This is a genomic window from Staphylococcus cohnii species complex 1663, assembly GCF_041008415.1.
Lineage (GTDB): Bacteria > Bacillota > Bacilli > Staphylococcales > Staphylococcaceae > Staphylococcus > Staphylococcus ureilyticus.
Genome location: NZ_JBFDVL010000004.1, coordinates 226,289 through 245,878, shown reverse-complemented (window position 1 = coordinate 245,878; position 19,590 = coordinate 226,289). Strand labels below are relative to the sequence as shown.

General features: G+C 31.9%; 20 protein-coding genes. 10 read left to right on the top strand and 10 right to left on the bottom strand.

Annotated features, from left to right (window positions below; genetic code table 11):
* Positions 1-43 precede the first annotated feature (43 nt).
* The gene (locus AB1J10_RS06635; protein ID WP_369003059.1) at positions 44-1,195 is read right to left on the bottom strand and encodes an acyl-CoA dehydrogenase family protein; all 1,152 of its coding nucleotides are present in this window, start codon (positions 1,193-1,195) and stop codon (positions 44-46) included.
* A gap of 147 nt (positions 1,196-1,342) precedes the next feature.
* On the opposite strand from AB1J10_RS06635, the gene AB1J10_RS06630 reads away from it, so the two are divergent.
* The 4 genes from AB1J10_RS06630 to AB1J10_RS06615 are packed head-to-tail and all read left to right on the top strand — an operon-like array spanning position 1,343 to position 4,340.
* The gene (locus AB1J10_RS06630) at positions 1,343-2,092 is read left to right on the top strand and encodes an amino acid ABC transporter ATP-binding protein (RefSeq protein ID WP_046208462.1); all 750 of its coding nucleotides are present in this window, start codon (positions 1,343-1,345) and stop codon (positions 2,090-2,092) included.
* On the top strand, positions 2,089-2,943 hold the full coding sequence (locus AB1J10_RS06625; protein ID WP_073343858.1) for an amino acid ABC transporter substrate-binding protein: 855 nt from the start codon (positions 2,089-2,091) through the stop codon (positions 2,941-2,943). The genes AB1J10_RS06630 and AB1J10_RS06625 overlap by 4 nt, the downstream gene beginning before the upstream one ends.
* Positions 2,940-3,626, top strand: a complete 687-nt coding sequence (locus AB1J10_RS06620) for an amino acid ABC transporter permease (protein ID WP_046208464.1) — start codon at positions 2,940-2,942, stop codon at positions 3,624-3,626. The genes AB1J10_RS06625 and AB1J10_RS06620 overlap by 4 nt, the downstream gene beginning before the upstream one ends.
* Before the next feature lie 12 nt (positions 3,627-3,638).
* Positions 3,639-4,340: an amino acid ABC transporter permease gene (locus tag AB1J10_RS06615; RefSeq protein WP_064209365.1), complete on the top strand. Its 702-nt coding sequence runs from the start codon at positions 3,639-3,641 to the stop codon at positions 4,338-4,340.
* Positions 4,341-4,686: 346 nt separating this feature from the next.
* On the opposite strand, the gene AB1J10_RS06610 is transcribed toward AB1J10_RS06615, so the two are convergent.
* The 4 genes from AB1J10_RS06610 to AB1J10_RS06595 form a co-directional block, all read right to left on the bottom strand.
* Entirely contained in the window at positions 4,687-5,769 is a 1,083-nt protein-coding gene (locus AB1J10_RS06610; protein WP_046208466.1) for a PTS sugar transporter subunit IIC, read from the bottom strand.
* A gap of 174 nt (positions 5,770-5,943) precedes the next feature.
* Positions 5,944-6,297, bottom strand: a complete 354-nt coding sequence (locus AB1J10_RS06605; protein WP_046208467.1) for a transcriptional regulator, SarA/Rot family — start codon at positions 6,295-6,297, stop codon at positions 5,944-5,946.
* Between the two features lie 626 nt (positions 6,298-6,923).
* Positions 6,924-7,283, bottom strand: a complete 360-nt coding sequence (locus tag AB1J10_RS06600) for a DoxX family protein (RefSeq protein WP_046208468.1) — start codon at positions 7,281-7,283, stop codon at positions 6,924-6,926.
* A gap of 13 nt (positions 7,284-7,296) precedes the next feature.
* Positions 7,297-8,349 carry an LLM class flavin-dependent oxidoreductase gene (locus AB1J10_RS06595; RefSeq protein ID WP_046208726.1) on the bottom strand — a complete coding sequence of 351 codons (1,053 nt, stop codon included), beginning with the start codon at positions 8,347-8,349 and terminating at the stop codon, positions 7,297-7,299.
* A 499-nt stretch (positions 8,350-8,848) separates the two neighbouring features.
* Between AB1J10_RS06595 and AB1J10_RS06590 the strand changes: the two genes are divergently transcribed.
* On the top strand, positions 8,849-9,586 hold the full coding sequence (locus AB1J10_RS06590) for a CHAP domain-containing protein (protein WP_046208469.1): 738 nt from the start codon (positions 8,849-8,851) through the stop codon (positions 9,584-9,586).
* Between the two features lie 607 nt (positions 9,587-10,193).
* Here AB1J10_RS06590 and AB1J10_RS06585 read toward each other — a convergent pair.
* The 3 genes from AB1J10_RS06585 to AB1J10_RS06575 all read right to left on the bottom strand — a co-directional run bounded on the left by AB1J10_RS06585 (position 10,194) and on the right by AB1J10_RS06575 (position 13,036).
* On the bottom strand, positions 10,194-10,355 hold the full coding sequence (locus tag AB1J10_RS06585) for a hypothetical protein (protein WP_155390677.1): 162 nt from the start codon (positions 10,353-10,355) through the stop codon (positions 10,194-10,196).
* 172 nt (positions 10,356-10,527) lie between these two features.
* A complete protein-coding gene (gene nhaC, locus AB1J10_RS06580) occupies positions 10,528-11,928 on the bottom strand; it encodes a Na+/H+ antiporter NhaC (protein WP_369003058.1) in 1,401 nt (466 codons plus the stop codon).
* Positions 11,929-11,965: 37 nt separating this feature from the next.
* Complete coding sequence (locus tag AB1J10_RS06575) at positions 11,966-13,036, bottom strand: NAD/NADP-dependent octopine/nopaline dehydrogenase family protein (RefSeq protein WP_369003057.1); 1,071 nt, start codon at positions 13,034-13,036, stop codon at positions 11,966-11,968.
* Positions 13,037-13,290: 254 nt separating this feature from the next.
* Here AB1J10_RS06575 and AB1J10_RS06570 point away from each other — a divergent pair, with 254 nt between their 5' ends.
* The 5 genes from AB1J10_RS06570 (at position 13,291) to AB1J10_RS06550 (ending at position 17,181) form a co-directional block, all read left to right on the top strand.
* A complete protein-coding gene (locus AB1J10_RS06570; protein WP_046208472.1) occupies positions 13,291-13,653 on the top strand; it encodes a DUF4870 domain-containing protein in 363 nt (120 codons plus the stop codon).
* A gap of 314 nt (positions 13,654-13,967) precedes the next feature.
* Positions 13,968-14,435 carry a CHAP domain-containing protein gene (locus AB1J10_RS06565; RefSeq protein ID WP_046208473.1) on the top strand — a complete coding sequence of 156 codons (468 nt, stop codon included), beginning with the start codon at positions 13,968-13,970 and terminating at the stop codon, positions 14,433-14,435.
* Between the two features lie 988 nt (positions 14,436-15,423).
* Positions 15,424-15,744 carry a DMT family transporter gene (locus AB1J10_RS06560; protein ID WP_107365489.1) on the top strand — a complete coding sequence of 107 codons (321 nt, stop codon included), beginning with the start codon at positions 15,424-15,426 and terminating at the stop codon, positions 15,742-15,744.
* The gene (locus AB1J10_RS06555) at positions 15,744-16,061 is read left to right on the top strand and encodes a DMT family transporter (protein WP_046208475.1); all 318 of its coding nucleotides are present in this window, start codon (positions 15,744-15,746) and stop codon (positions 16,059-16,061) included. The genes AB1J10_RS06560 and AB1J10_RS06555 overlap by 1 nt, the downstream gene beginning before the upstream one ends.
* A 163-nt stretch (positions 16,062-16,224) precedes the next feature.
* Positions 16,225-17,181 (top strand): 2-hydroxyacid dehydrogenase family protein, encoded by a 957-nt coding sequence (locus AB1J10_RS06550; protein WP_046208476.1) that lies wholly within the window; start codon positions 16,225-16,227, stop codon positions 17,179-17,181.
* 391 nt (positions 17,182-17,572) lie between these two features.
* On the opposite strand, the gene AB1J10_RS06545 is transcribed toward AB1J10_RS06550, so the two are convergent.
* Positions 17,573-18,697, bottom strand: coding sequence for an FAD-dependent monooxygenase (locus tag AB1J10_RS06545; RefSeq protein ID WP_107365488.1), 1,125 nt, complete (start codon positions 18,695-18,697; stop codon positions 17,573-17,575).
* 116 nt (positions 18,698-18,813) lie between these two features.
* Positions 18,814-19,590 (bottom strand): N-acetylglucosaminidase, encoded by a 777-nt coding sequence (locus AB1J10_RS06540; RefSeq protein ID WP_064209361.1) that lies wholly within the window; start codon positions 19,588-19,590, stop codon positions 18,814-18,816.

Genomic DNA, 19,590 nt, shown 5'->3' with positions numbered 1-19,590 from the left:
CAAAGATTTCATTGACTATAAAGACAAGCCATGTTCTCGGCATTTATTTAAAGTGGCTTAATACACTATGCGCAATATTAGTATAGGCCATGTCTTCCATCGGCGGATTATGCAGACCAGCTCGCATATCTCTATAATAACGTTGCAATGGTCGTTCCATTTCTAAACTCTTAGCGCCCACAATACGCATGGCAATATCTATTACTTCTAAACCTTGATTCATCACCAACACTTTACTTGCTGAAGTTTCATTCCAAATCGGTATCTCTTGTTGTTGGTTGTATAACGCTGCAGTACTCCATAAAAAGTGGCGTGCAGACAATAGTAATGATTCCATTTTACCAACATTTTGCTGTACAGTTGAAATATCGCCAATCACACCATCAATACTTGCAGGACTATAATTTTTTGCAAAATCTACGGCATAATCTCTCGCCGCTTGTGCAATACCTAGATATGTACTAGGGATATGTAGTATCCAGCCATTAGGTTGCTTGCCACCCGCACCTCTTATTTCTACAAAATTTTCTTCTGGAATGAAAACATCATTTAAAATCAAATCGTGACTTTCAGTTGCACGCATGCCTACCATATTCCAATTGTCTGCAATCTCCACACCAGGCGTATCTTCAGATATCAAGAAAAAACCAACAGTATCAATTTCTTCATAATAGGCACTTACAATAAAATGGCTTAATCTTCTACTCATTGAAGTAAAGGTTTTGACCCCATTAATCACAAAACCGTTATCTTTTTTTATTGCATGTGTAGCAGGTCTTGCGCCGCGTGTAGGACTACCTGTTTCGGCTTCACTGACAGCTCTGTTAACTAATGCACCTTTTTTCACTTCTACTGCAAAGCGCTCTAGCATATCTTGTTCCCAAGCATGTTGTTCATATAATTGCCCAACAACACTAAGGTGCCAGCCAACTGAAAGTGCAGTCGCACCATCTATTGCTCCTAAATATGTCTGTAGTACAACCATATCTTCAACAGTCGCACCCTCACCACCATATGCTTTAGGTAACGTTAATAACGTATAACCTTCTTTTACCAACCAATCAATATTTTCATATGGAAATCTTGAATGTTTATCATTATAATCAGCTTTTTCTTTAAACTGCGCTTTGATTGAATCAAATTTATCTATCCACTTTTTTTGTATCTCTGTATGTATTAATGCAGAATAATTCACAGTGTCCACCTCATTTTAGACTTTTCTCTATTAAACTTAGTGTAACACTCGCTTATAACGAATAAAAGCTATTAGATTACAAAATCTTACTTTACCGATAAGGATTAATGTGATACTTTGTACGTATTGATATTCTGGGGGTTTAAAATGATTACAGTTGAACATTTAATACATAAATATAAAAATCATACTGTTCTTAATGGCGTTAGCTTTTCACAAAATAAGGGAACTGTGACTGCTATCATCGGTCCAAGTGGATCAGGTAAAACAACGCTACTTAGAACATTGAACGCGTTAGCGATACCAAAATCAGGTACAATTCAAATTGGTAATCAAAATTTTGTCGCCGATAAACATTCAAAAAAAGATATTTCACAGTTAAGAAAGAAATCTGCGATGGTGTTTCAAAACTATAATTTATTCAAAAACAAAACAATTCTTGAAAACATTACAGTTGGCTTGATACATGGTAAAAAAATGCCTGCTAAACAGGCAAATGAAATGGCCATTTCTTATTTAGAGCGTTTTAATTTATTAAACCAAAAAGATAAATATCCTTCACAACTATCTGGTGGTCAAAGTCAACGCATAGGAATCATACGTGCCTTAGCGCTTAATCCAGAAGTACTGCTATTAGATGAACCTACGTCTGCGTTAGATCCTGAATCAATTCAAGGCGTATTGTCACTTATCAAATCTATTGCACAAGAAGGCATGACCATGGTAATCGTCACTCATGAAATACAATTTGCTAAAGCAATTGCAGATCAAATTCTATTTATAGATGAAGGTAAAATATTGAAACAAGGTACACCACAATCAGTTTTAGAATCTTCTGATTCTAAAAGAATTAATCGTTTTTTAAACACCGTAGAAATGGAGCGTGACTTATTATGAAAAATAATAAGTTACGCATTTTAATCATTTCATTGTTGATTACGGTGTTATTTAGTGGATGTAGTCAAACACAAGAATCCTCAAGTCATAATAATAAAAAAGAAATCAAAGTAGCAATTTCTGCAGAAGTTAATCCGCCTTATTTGTATACAAATAAACAAAATGAGTTTGCCGGTTTGGATATAGACTACCTAAAACTATTAGAAAAAAAGTTACCGCAATATCAGTTTAACTATGAAGTTGGCGAGGAAGAATCTAATCTTGTAGGTATTGGTGCTGGAAAGTTTGATATGGGAATTAACTGGTTTTTCAAAACGCCTGAACGCGAAAAACAATTTCTCTATCAAGACGTTCCTTATAGTTACGCATTGCCTTTAATTGTTGTTCATAAAAATAATTCTGATATACATTCACTCAATGACTTACCTGATAAAAAATTAACACCAATGGCACCGAGTGGCGGGTTATACTCTATATTATCTCAGTATAATAATTCACATTCTCCAAAAATTGATATCGATACTATTCAAGAACCTTCTAACGGGGACAATTTAAAAATGGTTAGCAATAACAGACGTGATGCCATGATTTTAAACTGGAACACTTACAATGCGATTCAAAAACAAATCAATGCTGATGTTAAAATTGGCGGAATTATAAAAAAAGAATCATTGCATATTGTCTATAATAAAAAGCATCAAAAATTGCATGACGATATTGATCAAGCTACTCAAGAACTGATAGATGAAGGTGAATTACAAAAACTTTCTGAAAAATATTTTGATATCAATGTATTTGATGATTTGGATGAAATAAACAAGCAAAAAGATAAATTGGAGGTACAATCATGACAAATTCTGTTAACTGGGGTGATTTATTCGGCCAAGTTTTACAACAATTACCCATAACACTATTCATCTTTATATTGTCACTCTTTTTTGCCTTAATACTTGGGTGCTTATTAGCAACCATCCGTATCAAAAAAGTAAAAGTATTATCACCTATCGTCCGTATTTATCTGTCTTTTATTCGAAGTACACCTTTAATTTTACAACTTTTTTTGGCATATTTTGCTTTGCCGCAATTATTATTATTCATCCAAATCGATATCAATCATTTTAGCAGACTGTTTTTTGTAATTTTAGCGTTCACATTGCATACGGGTGCTTATCTTTCAGAGATTATACGGGCAGGATACCAATCAGTAGACTATAGCCAAATTGAAGCAGGACTATCTGTCGGTTTATCTTACCCACGGATTTTAGTAGATATTATAATTCCACAAGCGTTACGCAACAGTATTCCAAACTTGACGACACAAGTGATTGAACTAATTAAAGACACATCTTTAGCTTTTACAATTGGGATTATTGATATGATGGGACAAGTTAAATTAATTATTGGAAATAACTATGGACTAGGTATGTTAGAAGTTTATGTCGTCATATCTATTATTTACTGGATAATCGCTCTTATCATACAAACTATATTTGCACTCATCAATAAACGAGCCCAAAAACCATATCGTGTCTAAGGAGGTAATACTTTGTCATTTATACTTTATACTGTTTCAGAAGTGCTTAAGGGTGTACCAAATACAATTATTATTTCAATTGTAGCAATGATCGTAGGTTTAATTATCGGCACACTATTTGCTTTTATTCAAACAAAAAAAATTCCAATTATCTCTCAATTTATAGTGATATATAATTCTTTTTTTAGAAGCACACCACTTATTGTCCAATTATTTATTATGTATTATGGCATACCAAAATTAGTGATTTGGAGTAATGCACAATTTACATTGACAATTAATCCTGATATTTTCTCACCATTAGTTATTGCATTTATTGTGTTTTCCTTACATGCTGTTGCATATTTGTCAGAATCTATTAAAGGGGGATTACTTTCAGTCGATACCGATCAAATTGAAGCTGCTCAAACTGTAGGACTTTCAACAATTAGAACTTACAAAGAAATTATATTACCGCAAGCATTCAGCTATGCGCTTCCCAATATTGAAAATCAATTTATAATGCTTATCAAAGGAACTTCTCTAGCATTCGCAGTACAAGTTACTGAGATTATGGCAGTTAGTCATGTTATTGCAAATGAAGGCTATCGTTTTATAACTGTATATAGTGTAGCAGCAATATTTTATTGGTTACTTGCCATAGTACTAGAATTGTTATTTTCTAAAGTTGAAAACCGTTCAGCACAATATATGACTTCAAAAACCACAGCATAAATCACAATAGAACAAAATCATTTTCATATAGACACTTATTTAAATTTTCTGTTTTATCGATTTCCAATACTCCATGTGCTTATCTATAATTTTAACCTTGACACATGTATACAAAACGACTTATTTTTTACAGTTAATATAATAGTTAGTCGTATGTACTGAACATTTATGATGCGTTTTCTTTTCAATCTCACAGTGACAAAAAATCAGCACTCAATATAAAATATGAGTATCAAAAAGGCCCGTAACTACATTATTTCAAAATGTAGTTACGGGCCTTGATATTGATATGGACGTTCCAATCTTTTTAAGTTTTCATTTATTCCTATAACATTGTCTTTAATAGCTACATTGCTAAACTTTCGGCATACTGTCTTTTTCTTTTATAATAATTCTTAACCTTTTTAGGCATTCTACCATTTTGTAATTCATCTTTAGTTATAATAGGATAATTTTTGAACACAATAGATCCTAAGTAACCACAAACAGCACTTCCTATTGCACATAATAATGCAACGATAATCACAGTCAATGCATTATTAAAGCCAAACATCACCATTAAGCCTGCAATTGGCGTTGCAGTGCCTGTTGCTTCATTAACGAGCCCAAACATAGCAATAATAACGCCCGATACAGCGCCACCTACAAAATTTGTAGCATAAACAGGAATTGGATTAGCAGTAACGATATCTGCTTGTGATAACGGCTCAATAGCCACAGAAATCGTTGTTTTACGATCACCGAACTTCATTCGTTTAAACAAAACAAAATTCATAAACGATGATCCAAAAACTGCCAATGCACCAATTGCCATTGGTGTTCCTGTAAGTCCTAATAACGCAGTTAATGCCATTGAGCTTAAAGGTGCAGTTGCTACAACTGTTATAATCCCCCCTAGCACTATCCCCATTAGTACTGGGCTTGAAGTTGTCGAATCTTTAATGATATTACCTATTTGCAATAATGTCGCATCTACAACAGGTGCTACACCAATTGCAATAATTCGTGTGATAGGTGCAATGATAATAATTGAACCTATTAAATCCAAACCATCGGGAAATTTTTGTTCTATCCATTTCATACCAAAACTGGCTATGTAACCTGCGACAAAACCTGGTAGTAAATCCATGTTACCGCATGCAACGGCAATAACAAATGCATATACAGGAGAAACGCCCATTGCTAAAGCAACTAAACCAGCAGCAGCAACCCCGCCTAAGCCACCTGCCGCTTCACCTAACTGGCCTAAAAATGGAATTCCCATTAAATCTCCACCTACATATTTATGAAAGGCTTCGACTAAAAAAGAAGCAATTGCAGCATTTGCTAGCGCTCCCATTGCTTTTCCACCATTTGGTGCCTTACTTGTAAAAAGTGTAAACAAACATAAAACAATACCTAAAAATATAACCCCTAAAAGTAAATTCATAAAAACACCCTTCTAATATTTGTATGCGCTTTCATTTAACAAATATTAGTATATCACATTTAATGTTTTACTCAAATAATATTTTGGTTCAATATATAATTAATAAAATAAAATTACACTTTTCAGAATATTCGTTTTTTTATATATGTAACACGACTCATTTTCAAAAGTGAGTTACTTTAGGTAGTCTTGTAATGTTTTTATCATATGTTCAATTTTCTGACGTTGTGTTTCATTTATATATACAACAACTGTACGTTCGTCAATATCACTTCTCTTTTTACTCAAATAACCCATTTTAATTAATTTTTGCAATGCTTTCGTTAAGTAGTACGGTTTTAACTCTGAATATTGCGCAATTTCTTTTGCGGTAACCTCATAAGATTGACACTCATGTATATAATTCAAAATAAATATTTCTTCATAATTTAATTTGTGATATTTCTTAGTTTCTTTGAAAAACTGTTTCCCTTTTTGATACAAAGTTATTAATTCGTTTAGTTCACTTAATTCTTTTAATTTTTCCATAAAACCACTCCTTATGTTTTTTCATGTTGTTAATATATTTCAATGTGTGCCTGTCTTTATGTAATATAATTTTATCCTATTTATGCTATTGAATTCAATATGGCTTACTATGAAAAATATTAGGTTTTACTACTATTTTTTTAATATCACTTTTTATTATTAAAATTTAGTGCTACATATATCCTTTTTGTTACTAAAAATTCACTAATAGCTTATATAAATTTTTAAAATTATTAGCATTTGCTTTTAATTTAATAAATTGAAGATCACTAAAACCAACTAAAAATACTTCGGCATATCTAATAATAAGCATTGTTATATATGTCAACCAAACAACTATATTAACCAAACAAACTGCCTAATGTCATGGAGCTATGTTGTAGCACTCTCTCATTATAAACACATAAATATCAAATTATCATTTTCAAAGTGTAATGTCGTTTTTAAAACGAAATGTTTCAATTATCACTATTTACAAGTAATTTTCTCATAAAAAATCTGTATAAAAAAACAACTTGAGACATTTATTAAAGTCCCAAGTTGTGTTAATTTTCATTTCTTGTTTTTCTTTATTTAAAAAGAAACACTTTATCATATTGATATCTAGACGATACCTTAATGAATAATTATTTCTTTTTACAATCTAACGTATCTAATAAGCTAAGCGCTGCTAATCCTGTTAAATCAAGTGCATGTTTTGCACCTGCTTTACCATGTCCAGCTTCAAAGTGTTTATACGCTGCTACACCTAGCACAGTAATCGTCATTAACGAAGCAATACGTGATAATCTTTTACTTGCAAAGCTTAGCACGAAAAATACTGCACTTAATGATTCTAAAGCACCAGCTAAAGGTACTGCATTTGCAGGTAAATTAAATACTTCAGTAAAAGTATCTTTCATAGATTTGTCACCTTTTAATTTAGGTTTCGCTGCACCATATAATTCTTTTGCTAATTTTAAATTTGTTAAATAACGTAGTATCATTTTTACTCTCCTTCTATTTGTTTTCAAAATATTTATCTACAATAGGTTTTACCCGCTCACCCAATAATTTAATGGTGTTTATTGTATGCTCATGTGGCATTGAACCTACAGGTGTATGCAACATAAAGCGAGATAAACCTAGTGTTTCAACAGTTTCAATAATTTTATTAGCCACAGTTTCCGGACTTCCAACATATAATGCACCATTCGGGCCTGCTTCACGAATGAAACTATTTTCATCATATAGTGGCCAGCCACGTTCCTTAGCTAATACATCATGGCTTGCTTTTACTGAAGGGAAAAATTCACGAAAAGCTTGTTCATCCGTTTCAGCAATATACCCCCAAGAATGCGTAGCAATCGGTAATTCTTTCACATCATGACCATAGGATTCGGCTATCGATTTATACATATCAATATTTCTGCGGAATCTTTTGGGGTCACCGCCAATTATAGCATAAGTGATGGGTAATCCTAATGCTCCTGCTTTCAATGAAGATTCAGGTGTTCCACCTGTAGCTATAGAAATAGGTAAAATACCATGCTCAACTCTAGGATAGACACCTAAATTTTGTATATTGGGTCTCAGTTGACCGGTCCAATTTACAATTTCATTTTGATTAATTTGCATTAATAATTCAATCTTTTCATTAAATAATTGTTCATAATCATTTAAGTTATACCCAAATAGTGGAAATGATTCTATAAATGAACCTCTTCCTACCATTATTTCGGCACGACCATTTGAAATTGCATTTAATGTTGAGAACCTTTCATAAACTCTTACAGGATCATCTGAGGATAGCACAGTTACAGCACTACTCAATTTAATTTGCTTTGTATTTCTAGACGCTGCAGCTAAGACTGTAACAGGATCAGAAACGGCATAATCAGGTCGATGATGCTCTCCTAACCCATAAACATCAAGACCATAGTCATCTGCAATTTCAATCTCTTCTATGATATTTCTTATTCTCTGAGCATTGCTAATTGCAGATGTTTTACCTTTATCGGTGAAAATTTCACTATTATCAGCAAATGATGTTAAGCCAATCTCAATTTTCATTAATTCACCTCGCTTACCAAGTATATTTTTTATACCTATTATCTTAAAACCTTTCACATAAACTGTCAATAGCATTGCTCATGAACATTACAGCCTATTTGTATAAATTACTCTCAATTCTTTCAAAAAATAAATAATCTCTAACTTTAGAAAATAATATATTATTTAAATAACTAAATTTTAGCATTTATTAGCATTTGTAATTTTCTGTTATTTTACAGATTTGTAATAAATTAGAGTGCAAGATTACACATGAAATCATTAAAATGTGATAACAATGGGCGCTGAGAACTATATAAAACTAATGTTATTTGTTACATCTAACGATTAATTATTAGAGTTAAATTACAAAATGATAACATTGCACACAAACCGACCATTATCTGATAAAGTATTGCTTGTCGTTAAAAAACAACGAAAAAAATATTTTAAACTATTGTCATTTAGAGACTGAGATAATAAATTAAATGCTTTATAATTATTAGGAGGATATTTTACAATGAAAAAAATCGCTACAGCTACAATCGCTACTGCAGGAATCGCTACTTTCGCATTTGCACAAAACGAAGCAGATGCTGCTGAAAATAATAATGGTTATAACCCTAATGACCCAACTTCTTATAGCTATTCATATACAATAGATCAACAAGGTAATTACCACTACACTTGGCAAGGTAATTGGAATCCAAGCCAAGCAGACCAAGCTCATTCAAATAACAATGGCTATGCAAGTAATGGTCAAAGCAGTAATTATGGTTCTACATATGGTAACGCTACTCAATCATATACAGCTAATAATAATACAACTGGTGGCGGTGGAGCTGCTTCAAATTCAACTTCAGACCGTAACATCAAAGTAACTACAACAAGCGCGCCATCAAGTTCATCAAGTTCTATTTCTAGCACTTCAGGTTCTTCTAACAACCTATATACTTCTGGCCAATGTACTTATTATGTATTTGATAAAGTCGGTGGTAAAATCGGTTCAACTTGGGGTAACGCTAACAACTGGGCAAGCGCTGCAGCTGCTTCAGGTTACACAGTAAACAATTCACCTTCACAAGGTTCAATCTTACAATCTTCAACTGGTGCTATGGGACACGTAGCATATGTTGAAAGTGTAAACAGCGACGGTTCAATCCGTGTATCTGAAATGAACTATGGTCAAGGTCCTGGTGTTGTTACTTCACGTACAATTTCAGCTAGCCAAGCTTCAAGCTATAACTACATTCACTAAATGTTAGCACATAAAAATAGCTAGACATAATCAAGCAGCAATTTCTATTGAAACGATATAGAAATTGCTGCTTTTTTATTTCACTTTTAGATTTTAACTGGATAATATCACTTACAATTATTCTAGATATATTTAATTAGTATTGTTTTTTCTAATACATACCAATATTAGCGATTTTGCAAAGTGATACGGACTTAGAAGTTATATGAAATTTATATAGTGTGTATAATTACTAAGTTGGAAACCTGTATTTTATCACAAGCCAGCTACATCAACGATCATCAACACATACGCTTTAAAATATAAAAAAACATACTAAGATTAGTTTTGAAGCGATCTTAGTATGTTTTATATCATCTTAGATGACTGTAACTTAGGTCACCATTTGGTACTTTTATCAATTCTAGTCATCTTTTATGTACACTTTTAAAGTGATAAATCTTCAATGATGCATCAGCTTATATCTAACAATTAGCAATATAATACTCACTTGTATCATTGTAAAAATAACATGACTACCATCATAGATTAATTTAATTTAGAGAATTAAAACCATTTAAATTATGGTTTGTGCAAGTATAACTATACATATATCATTTGTGTATTGTTAACATAAATCGGCTTTATACTGTACCATCGCTACAATATACAATATAAAACCGACTATAAAATAGATAATAGAAGGATATTTAAAATCTTTACCTATATTGAAATATTGATGTATTCCTATAACATAAAGTAATATCGCTACAATAATTACTAAATTCAATACGGAACCACCTCATCCATAGTTTTGTTTAGCCGAATTAGCTATCTCATAAACATATTATTAATAATTCCACTTAAATCTATCTAAAAAAGTAGTAATATAAACAAGTTTGCAACTAGAATACATTACTACTTTTTTCTTAATTTATTATCACAATGATACTATGTTACTTTTATTCTTCGCTAACTTTAGCTTTCTTGATGCCAATACCACTAAATCCATAAAATATTGCAAAAAAGACACATAAATAACAAGGCACTGCCCAAATAAAGAATTGATCGACAGAAACGCCTAATTGTTGGGTATAATAAATACCAGATGTTCCCCAAGGTATCAATGGTATAATCATTGTACCTGAATCTTCCAATGTTCTAGATAGATTTGAACGATCCAAGCCCATTTTATTATACATATCCATCATTAATACACCGACCATGATTATCACTACAGAAGCAACGCCTGCAGCTAACACCATCATTAATCCACCTACAACTGTAGCAAGAATTAAAGTCCCTACAGAATTAATATTACTAGATATTTTCTTCAAGATTACATCTAAACATCCTGCTTTTTCCACAATACCAGCAAAAGCATAGCCACAAAAGATTGTGACTACAATTTCTGTCATACTCATCATACCGCCCTGTTCTATTAAATTAATCGCTTTTTCGGATAATGAGCCATGTAAATTTGGTACCATACTTTTATTAAAACCATCAAATGTTGCTTTAAAGCCATCTGTCACTTTAAAACCATTATTAAATGCACCGATAACAATCGCACTGACACTAGAGATTAACATCGATGGCACTGTTGAAATTTTAAACAACAAGCATACAATAATAATGATTAACGGTAACCATACGAAAAAGTTAATGTTATAAATCGTTGATAGTTCCTTAAGCATCGCATTAACTTGTGAAGTATTCGCATTACCTTTAAATTGTAAACCGGCAAAATACCACACAATTAATCCGATGATAGACGCTGGAACCGTTGTCCATATCATCGCTCTTATATGCGAGAAGATATTCACCTTAGTAACTAGTGCTGCTAAATTAGTCGTGTCTGATAGTGGTGACATCTTATCACCAAAAACTGCACCTGCAATAATCGCACCTGCTGCCATACCAGCTGGAATATTTAATTGTGCACTTATCGCCATCAGCGCTATGCCTGCTGTAGATGCTGATCCCCACGCAGTACCAGTAGCAACTGATGTAATTGCACAAATAATAAATGCGGATACTAAAAACAAATTAGGATTTAAAAATTCTAAGCCATAATAAATCAGTGCGGGCACTGTTCCCGAATACATCCAAGTACCCACAATAATACCTACAGATAATATAATATATATCGCTGGCATAGCAGTCGCTAAACGATTAGTAATCCCTTCTTCTAAATCTTTCCATTTTAAACCTACGCATCTCGCAATAATTGCAGCATAAGCTGAAGAAAGAATAAGTAATGCTTGAATTGGAATATCAAACACAACAAAACCAGTTATTACAATAATAATCATCACTATGATTGTTGAAATAGATTCTAAAAAAGTTGGTTGTCTTTTCATACACATTTCCCCTTATTTATATGAATGAATATTATAATTAGTACAATCCTAACTTATCTTTTCCTAACTCATCTATCGTTAATCCTTCTTCAAAGAAGTCACGTTCTAAAATTGTTGATGCAATAATGATAATCGCATCAATGTTAGGTGTTGGCACATCAATTTCTCTTCCTAAACTTGACCAAAGCACTAAACCATATGCAATATCTTCTGTTAAATAACGATTTTTTACATGATTAGGTCCTTTAATTTGAGAAAATACAGGACTCGTATTAAACAAACGATTGAGTGGTTCATCTTCATCTTGTCTTTCTAGATAACCACGTTCAATTCGAGCTTCTTTTGCAGAAGATAACTCAAATCCTAATTTTCGCCCTAGTGTTAGTCTCTCTAACTCTACTACATGTAATAAACGCACAGTATGTTTTGTGATTCCCTCTTCATACAACGCAAATTCATCAGCATAATCTATTCTTCCTACATTTAATAATGTTGGTCCTGGATGAACTTCAGGATTACCATTTTCTAAATTTGTTTTCCATAAGCTTTCTTCTTTTACAATATGAGGATATAACTGCTCAATTGTATCAAAGCTATCACTTAACTCTTCTTTATCATATGTTGAAAAATGTACTTTTCTAACATTTAAAGATAAATCGACACGTGCTGCTTCAAAATCGACACGCGTACCATAAGTTAATGTATTTACTTCTGCAAACTTAGGCATTACATCAATATGCATATCTTCTAACACATTCATAAAACGTATTGATCCCATTGCAGCAGCAATATTAAAGAAAATTAACTGATTCGCTTTGATAAATGGCGCCATTGTGTGCGCATAATGTTCAATAAATGATGATGGTATCACAACTTGTATAACATCAGCACCTTCAAGCACGTATTCCATATCATCACTTATGTCAGTAAATTTTACGAAGGTTTCTTCACCTTCATTATTAAATGTAAATCCACCTTGTTCAATGGCTTTGTCAAATTTATCTATAGACTGATTTCTACAATATAACTTGACTTCATGTCCTTTATTAACCATATCAAGTGCTGCAGTAACAGCACCATTACCTGATCCTACAATAGCTATCTTCATAAACACCCTTCTTTCTTTAAACATTGAATATTTTTTCGTATTAAACATTACTCTCATGTATAACCTATTAAGAAAAATGATAAACACTGGTATACAACCTATCTAATTTTCTCAATTTAAAGGTACTTAAGTGCATTTCTATATTTTAACAATATCGCCACTTTGTAAACAGGCTTTTTATAAAATTTTTCAAATAATGTACAACTCATTTTGGGTTTTGTTATAGTAATAGTAAATTAAAAGGAGGAATAATAATGACTGAAGATTACGCAAATCGTGAAGTATTAAATCAAGAACCTAATAGTGATGCAAGATTGATGGCTACATTAATTTATGTACTTAGTTTTTTCACTACATTTTTAGCGCCACTAGTCATTTGGCTTATTAAACGTGAAGATTCTGCATTTGTTGATAGAGCTGGTAAAAACTATTTTAATTTTCTAATTTCATATGTTATCTGGCTAACCGTTTCAACTATTTTGATGTTTATTCTCATAGGCTTTATTTTATTTCCTATTTTCGCAATTTTAAATTTTATTTTTACAATAGTAGCAGCCGTAAAAGCATATAATGGCGAAGATTATTTACCTCCGTTATCTATTAGATTTTTCAAATAATTTATATCAAAATTTTGTGATTCTTTACACCTTCTGTAATATACAAATTTAGTATATGTGTTGATAATCGTGTTAAACCTTATACTTGTGCAATTTATACTATATTACAACAATATTTGCTTTTGTAACCTCACGTGTTGTTTATTACAACAATATGTGAGGTCTTTTTAATTGTTTTACAAATACGTAACATTCCACACAAAGTGATAATCTTCTGTTATTGTATAAATTGTCGTTGAAACTAACGCAGCAATTATAAAAATAAATTTTATTAAAATAATAGATGAATTAAATTTTGGGAGGACTTTTTTATTATGAAAAAAATAGTAACAGCAACAACATTAACAGCAGGTATCGGCGCAGCAATTGTAGGTTTAGATCACGGAAATGAAGCAAACGCAGCTGAACAATCTACTCAAGCTAACCAAAACACTACTCAAGCTACATCAGGATCAAGTGCAAACTTGTACACTGCTGGACAATGTACATGGTATGTATTTGATAAAACAGGTGGTCAAATCGGCTCTACATGGGGAAATGCAAATAATTGGGCATCTGCAGCATCTTCAGCAGGATATACAGTTAATAATTCTCCAGAAGCAGGTTCTATCTTACAATCTAGTGAAGGTAGCATGGGCCATGTAGCATATGTTGAAAATGTAAACAGTGATGGTTCGGTTAATGTTTCTGAAATGAACTATAATGGTGGACCATTCTCAGTAAGTGAACGTACAATTTCGGCTGGTGAAGCTAGTTCATATAACTATATTCACTTAAACTAATATTGTCATTAAGTCATCACTATTGGGAGTCATACAAAACATAAGGTCTTATACTTATTTCATGATTTTATGCGTATGATAAATACAGTTATTTATATTAAAAATGTCAATAACAATCTGTTTTTAATAACAAGTAGTAACTTATATAAGCGTCTGGGACATAAATCCCCATTCTTAAAATAAGAGGACCAATCCTTAATATGGATTGGTCCTCTTTATATTTAAAATTTTACGATTTTGACTGTGCGTAGTTGACTAGGGGGATTGTGCGAGCCTGTCGTCTCTCACTCATACGGATTCCCACGGGCGTTAGTACATAACAAAATCGATACAACTTATATTTTGTCATTCAAAAAATAAGATTTATACGTATCATTTAATAGCCACTATTAAATTAACGAGCGATATATGTATAAGATTATAACTTAACTCTACAAACACTACCAATGGAAACTTCAGTTCATTTTCTCACAAATGATATGCCACGACATATTAATGAATGAAACCGATAAAACAATCCCTGAAAATGTATTCGATGCATTTAAACATCTTGTGGTGCAATATCATACTAACAAGAGGTTAAAAATCACTATATATATGTACACATAATATCATTCTCTAGTCGTAAAATAGAAAAATTGCTTAATGATCGTAGCTGAATGATGTGACTCTCACAAAATCAACCGCCTTTTTATAAACCAATAAATCATTTTAGAGTAAATCCTAAAACAATTGTCCTATTATAATCATTATTTCTTTATATTAATGGTATTTAATAAAAGAAAAGTAGCGACTCAATGAGCTAATTATAACTAAAACCATATTTAAAAAGGCAATTTCTATATGATTTCAATAAAAATTGACTTTTCACTTGTCAAAGTACTGTATATACCAGACCCTTTTATATTGAATTAACGCTTACATATTGCAGGCTAATTAAAAGTTTGAGAAAATAGTAGCGTTTCATGTAAAAAGGAGGTTAAAGCAAATGCAGTGGTTTAAAGTTATCTTGGCAGGGATTATAGAAATATTATGGGTTACTGGGTTAAACTCTGCTGATTCATTTTTGAGTTGGACCGGTACGATTATTATCTTAATTTTGAGTTTCTATTTAGTCATTTCAGCTTGTAAGTCATTACCTGTTGGTACTGTTTATGCTGTATTTGTAGGTATTGGTGCTATTGGAACAGTACTGGTTGATATGATATTTTTCGGTGATCATTTTAACATTATGAAAATAGCATTAGTTATCTTACTTGTTATAGGAATTATCGGTCTTAAATTAACTACAGAGGAGGCTGAACAATAATGGCATGGATGATACTATTTATGGCAGGTTTACTAGAAGTTGTTGGTGTCATTATTCTAAATGAAATTGCTCGTACTAAAAAGAAACTGTTCGTAGTGCTTTTAGCAGTTGCCTTTATTTGTAGTTTTAGCACACTTAAACTAGCAATGACAATGGGCATACCTATGGGAACAGCTTATGCAGTATGGAGCGGTATAGGTACAGGTGGAGGCACGCTAGCTGGCATGCTTATCTATAATGAATCTAAAAATATCAAGCGTATTTTCTTTATTGTTGTCATTGTTTTAGCAATTGTTGGTTTAAAAATCGTTGGTTAACGTAACTTTTAAATTTAGTACAGTATCTACTAAAATAAAATGCTTATATAACGCTACAATGATAATCACAAGTGATATTTACTTTGTTTGAATTGAGGGCAATGTAAAAGTTTGTTTACTTATATGAAATTTACTATACTTTAAATAAAGGAAGTGATTATATATGGTAAAAGTATTTATTGCAGGCCCAATACCAGAAGTAGGGTATAACTTGCTAAAAGAACAAGGTTATGAAGTTGATATGTATGAAGGTAAAGGAATTATTGATAAAGAAACATTGATTCAAGGTGTTAAAGATGCCGACGCTTTAATCAGTCTTCTATCTACTAATGTTGATAAAGATGTGATTGATGCAGGCTCAAACTTAAAAATCATCACAAACTATGGTGCTGGTTTCAATAATGTAGATATTAAACATGCACGTCAAAAGCAAATTGATGTAACCAATACACCAAAAGCATCAACAAACTCTACTGCCGAATTAACTTTCGCACTTGTATTGGCAGTTGCAAGACGCATCCCTGAAGGCGATAAACTATGTCGTACAACTGGATTTGACGGATGGGCACCATTATTCTTCCGTGGTAGAGAAGTTTCTGGTAAAACAATAGGTATTATTGGTTTAGGAGAAATTGGAAGTGCAGTGGCAAAACGTGCCAAAGCATTTGATATGAATGTACTATACACAGGTCCTCATCAAAAAGTTGATAAAGAACGTGAAATTGGTGCTAAATATGTTGATTTTGACACACTCATACAGCACTCAGATTTCATTACAATTAATGCTGCATATAATCCAGATTTACACCATCTCTTTGACACAGAACAATTCAAGTCAATGAAACCAACAAGTTATCTTATTAATGCAGCTCGAGGCCCTATCGTAAATGAAGCCTCTCTAGTAGAAGCATTAAAAAATAAAGACATCGAAGGTGCAGCATTAGATGTGTTTGAATTTGAACCTGAAATTAATGATGAACTGAAATCATTAGAGAATGTTGTCATTACGCCACACATTGGTAATGCTACGTTTGAATCACGTGATATGATGTCAAAAATTGTAGCAAATGACACAATAAGTAAACTTAATGGTGATGAACCTAAATTTGTCGTTAATTAATCATTGAAAATTTAACAAAATAACAATGCAGCGACATCACTTATTTTTAACTCATGTTTAAACATCAATTTTTATTAAATCAAATATAAATTGCCCTATATCAATGGGATTAAAATAAAAACACTTTCGTAGAATTCATTTAAAATGAACAGTACGAAAGTGTTTTTTCTATTAGCAAAGTTGATGATTCAATAAAAATTTAAAATATTTTTATGTTAGCGGATCGTTCTAGCTGACATAATTGAATCACTGAAAATAACAAAATAGATTATTACCTTAGAAAAGTTATCTAATAATAGTACATTTTGATATTAAAAAGCGTGTAAATATAATTTTTCCGAATTACATTTACACGTTTTGTGATGTTGAGGCTTTGGCCAATGTATATGTTTTACTTTGCTTTAGACTTATAAATAAATTTTGTCTGATTTGAAAGTAATCGATCAGGTAAAATTTTAGCAATTTTATTTCTCGTTTTCACGACGAATTTATTTGTTCTTTGAGCAGTTTTCCCTATTTTTCTAGAACGTTTCACTATTTTTTTTGTATGTTTTACACGCAATTTATTATAGCGTTCTAAGGCTAAATCAAAATCATATGATTGCATACAATTCGCTAAAACAATAGCATCTTCCATCGCTTGACCAGCACCTTGCCCCATGTTTGGCGTCATTGCATGTGCAGCATCACCTAGAAGTACAACACGTTGATAAACAAACGATTTCAATGGGTTTAAATCATACATATCATGTAACAATATATCCGTTTCACTTTGCTTATCTAATATTTGTCTGACTTCATTAGGAAAATGATTAAATCTTGCCTGTAAATGTGGTTTCGCAAAAGCATGTATCTTAGAATCATGGGCTTTGGCAGAAATTGAAATAAACCAATAAGCTTGGTTATTTAATAATGGTACAATGCCCACTCTACCTTTTGTAGACCAAAACTCTTTAGCAACATTGTTATCTTTTAAATCAATATCATCAACTAAACCTCTGAATACTGCGTATCCTTGATAAATTGGCTTACTATTTGGCACTATTGCTTGCCTTATGTTTGAATGGATACCATCAGCGCTGATACATAAATCAAATGATTGTGAAGTTTGCTCGGAAAATTGTAAGGTTACTTTCAAATCCCCATTTTCAATTCCTGTCACATTATGATTGGTGAAAATTGCGCTATCCGGTACATAAGATTTAATCACTTCTAATAAACTTTGACGTGACATCGTTAAATTAACTGTATTTTTTTTCAACTTAAGTTTTGATAATAGTTTGTCTTTATCATCTCGAACTTCCATCATATCGATGACTTGTCCAATGTTTTTAAGTCCTTTTGCCAAATCATGACCATTCAATTTCTCAATGACATTACCACCAATGCCAATACCAGCACCTAATTCAGATACTATATTCTCTTTTTCAAATACACTTACATCATGACCTTGCTCTATTAATAAAGCTGCTGCAGTTAAACCACCTATACCTGCACCAACGATGGCTATTTTCATCTTTATTCACTCCAACTTTCCCTAATCTTTTAATATTATATTCACATTTGTATCATAACATAACAAAACTTAAATAAAGCTTGTAAAAATTGCGATTGCAATACTCTATAATCCAACTACAAGTAATAATCTTTGTTAATGTCATCTTTTTTAATGCCTAAATTTTTATAAAAATGTTTCATAAACCAAGCGATATTATCATCCCAATCCACATCGCTTGCATATTGATGTTCACCTGGTGTCTTAGGATTCCATCTCATTTGATAAAGTGAGATTTGTTTATTATCAAAGTAATTTTTTCTTACAAATTTGGCCCCACCCATAATTGCTTTTTCAGGTGATGTCCACGATTGTTTCTTTGCAAAACTACTACCAGTATGTACAGCATTTTCATCAAATGCACCTATACCAAAAAAATTATAATACCTTTCACCTTTATCTTTAATGCCTTTAGCTAATTCCGATTTACCATTACCTGTTTCAACTAAGGCATGACTCACTAAATATAAAACATTAACCTCATACTTATCTTGTGCTTCTAGAAAAGTTTTACCTTTCCCTTTTAATACACCTTTATTTTTTAAAATTTTATTTATTTCAGCTTCAGACATAGATACCTTTTCAGAAATATCCATATGGTTTAAATCATCTTGATCACTATTAACCTCCATTGCTTTTTTCACATCTGTAGTAGTAGCTTTAATGAATTTACCTTCCTGTTCTTTCATATTTAATGCGTCTGAACTTACTTGCTTATCTACCGCTTCATTAAAGGTATGTGTTCTTTGTTTTTCAAATAAAGATGTTTCATTTATTATTAATAAAATAGCAAATATAACAATAATTAATATTAATAATATCAACGGTATACGTTGCTTAACACGCTCGTTCAT

Excerpts from the sequence above, each read along its gene's own strand:
- AB1J10_RS06575 (WP_369003057.1), bottom strand. The coding sequence starts at position 13,036 with ATGAAGATAGCTATTGTAGGATCAGGTAATGGTGCTGTTACTGCAGCA.
- AB1J10_RS06595 (WP_046208726.1), bottom strand. The coding sequence starts at position 8,349 with ATGAAAATTGAGATTGGCTTAACATCATTTGCTGATAATAGTGAAATT.
- nhaC (WP_369003058.1), bottom strand. The coding sequence starts at position 11,928 with ATGAAAAGACAACCAACTTTTTTAGAATCTATTTCAACAATCATAGTG.
- AB1J10_RS06565 (WP_046208473.1), top strand. The coding sequence starts at position 13,968 with ATGAAAAAAATAGTAACAGCAACAACATTAACAGCAGGTATCGGCGCA.
- AB1J10_RS06545 (WP_107365488.1), bottom strand. The coding sequence starts at position 18,697 with ATGAAAATAGCCATCGTTGGTGCAGGTATAGGTGGTTTAACTGCAGCA.
- AB1J10_RS06630 (WP_046208462.1), top strand. The coding sequence starts at position 1,343 with ATGATTACAGTTGAACATTTAATACATAAATATAAAAATCATACTGTT.
- AB1J10_RS06605 (WP_046208467.1), bottom strand. The coding sequence starts at position 6,297 with ATGGAAAAATTAAAAGAATTAAGTGAACTAAACGAATTAATAACTTTG.
- AB1J10_RS06570 (WP_046208472.1), top strand. The coding sequence starts at position 13,291 with ATGACTGAAGATTACGCAAATCGTGAAGTATTAAATCAAGAACCTAAT.
- AB1J10_RS06610 (WP_046208466.1), bottom strand. The coding sequence starts at position 5,769 with ATGAATTTACTTTTAGGGGTTATATTTTTAGGTATTGTTTTATGTTTG.
- AB1J10_RS06600 (WP_046208468.1), bottom strand. The coding sequence starts at position 7,283 with ATGATACTACGTTATTTAACAAATTTAAAATTAGCAAAAGAATTATAT.
- AB1J10_RS06625 (WP_073343858.1), top strand. The coding sequence starts at position 2,089 with ATGAAAAATAATAAGTTACGCATTTTAATCATTTCATTGTTGATTACG.
- AB1J10_RS06540 (WP_064209361.1), bottom strand. The coding sequence starts at position 19,590 with ATGAACGAGCGTGTTAAGCAACGTATACCGTTGATATTATTAATATTA.
- AB1J10_RS06590 (WP_046208469.1), top strand. The coding sequence starts at position 8,849 with ATGAAAAAAATCGCTACAGCTACAATCGCTACTGCAGGAATCGCTACT.
- AB1J10_RS06620 (WP_046208464.1), top strand. The coding sequence starts at position 2,940 with ATGACAAATTCTGTTAACTGGGGTGATTTATTCGGCCAAGTTTTACAA.
- AB1J10_RS06560 (WP_107365489.1), top strand. The coding sequence starts at position 15,424 with ATGCAGTGGTTTAAAGTTATCTTGGCAGGGATTATAGAAATATTATGG.
- AB1J10_RS06555 (WP_046208475.1), top strand. The coding sequence starts at position 15,744 with ATGGCATGGATGATACTATTTATGGCAGGTTTACTAGAAGTTGTTGGT.
- AB1J10_RS06550 (WP_046208476.1), top strand. The coding sequence starts at position 16,225 with ATGGTAAAAGTATTTATTGCAGGCCCAATACCAGAAGTAGGGTATAAC.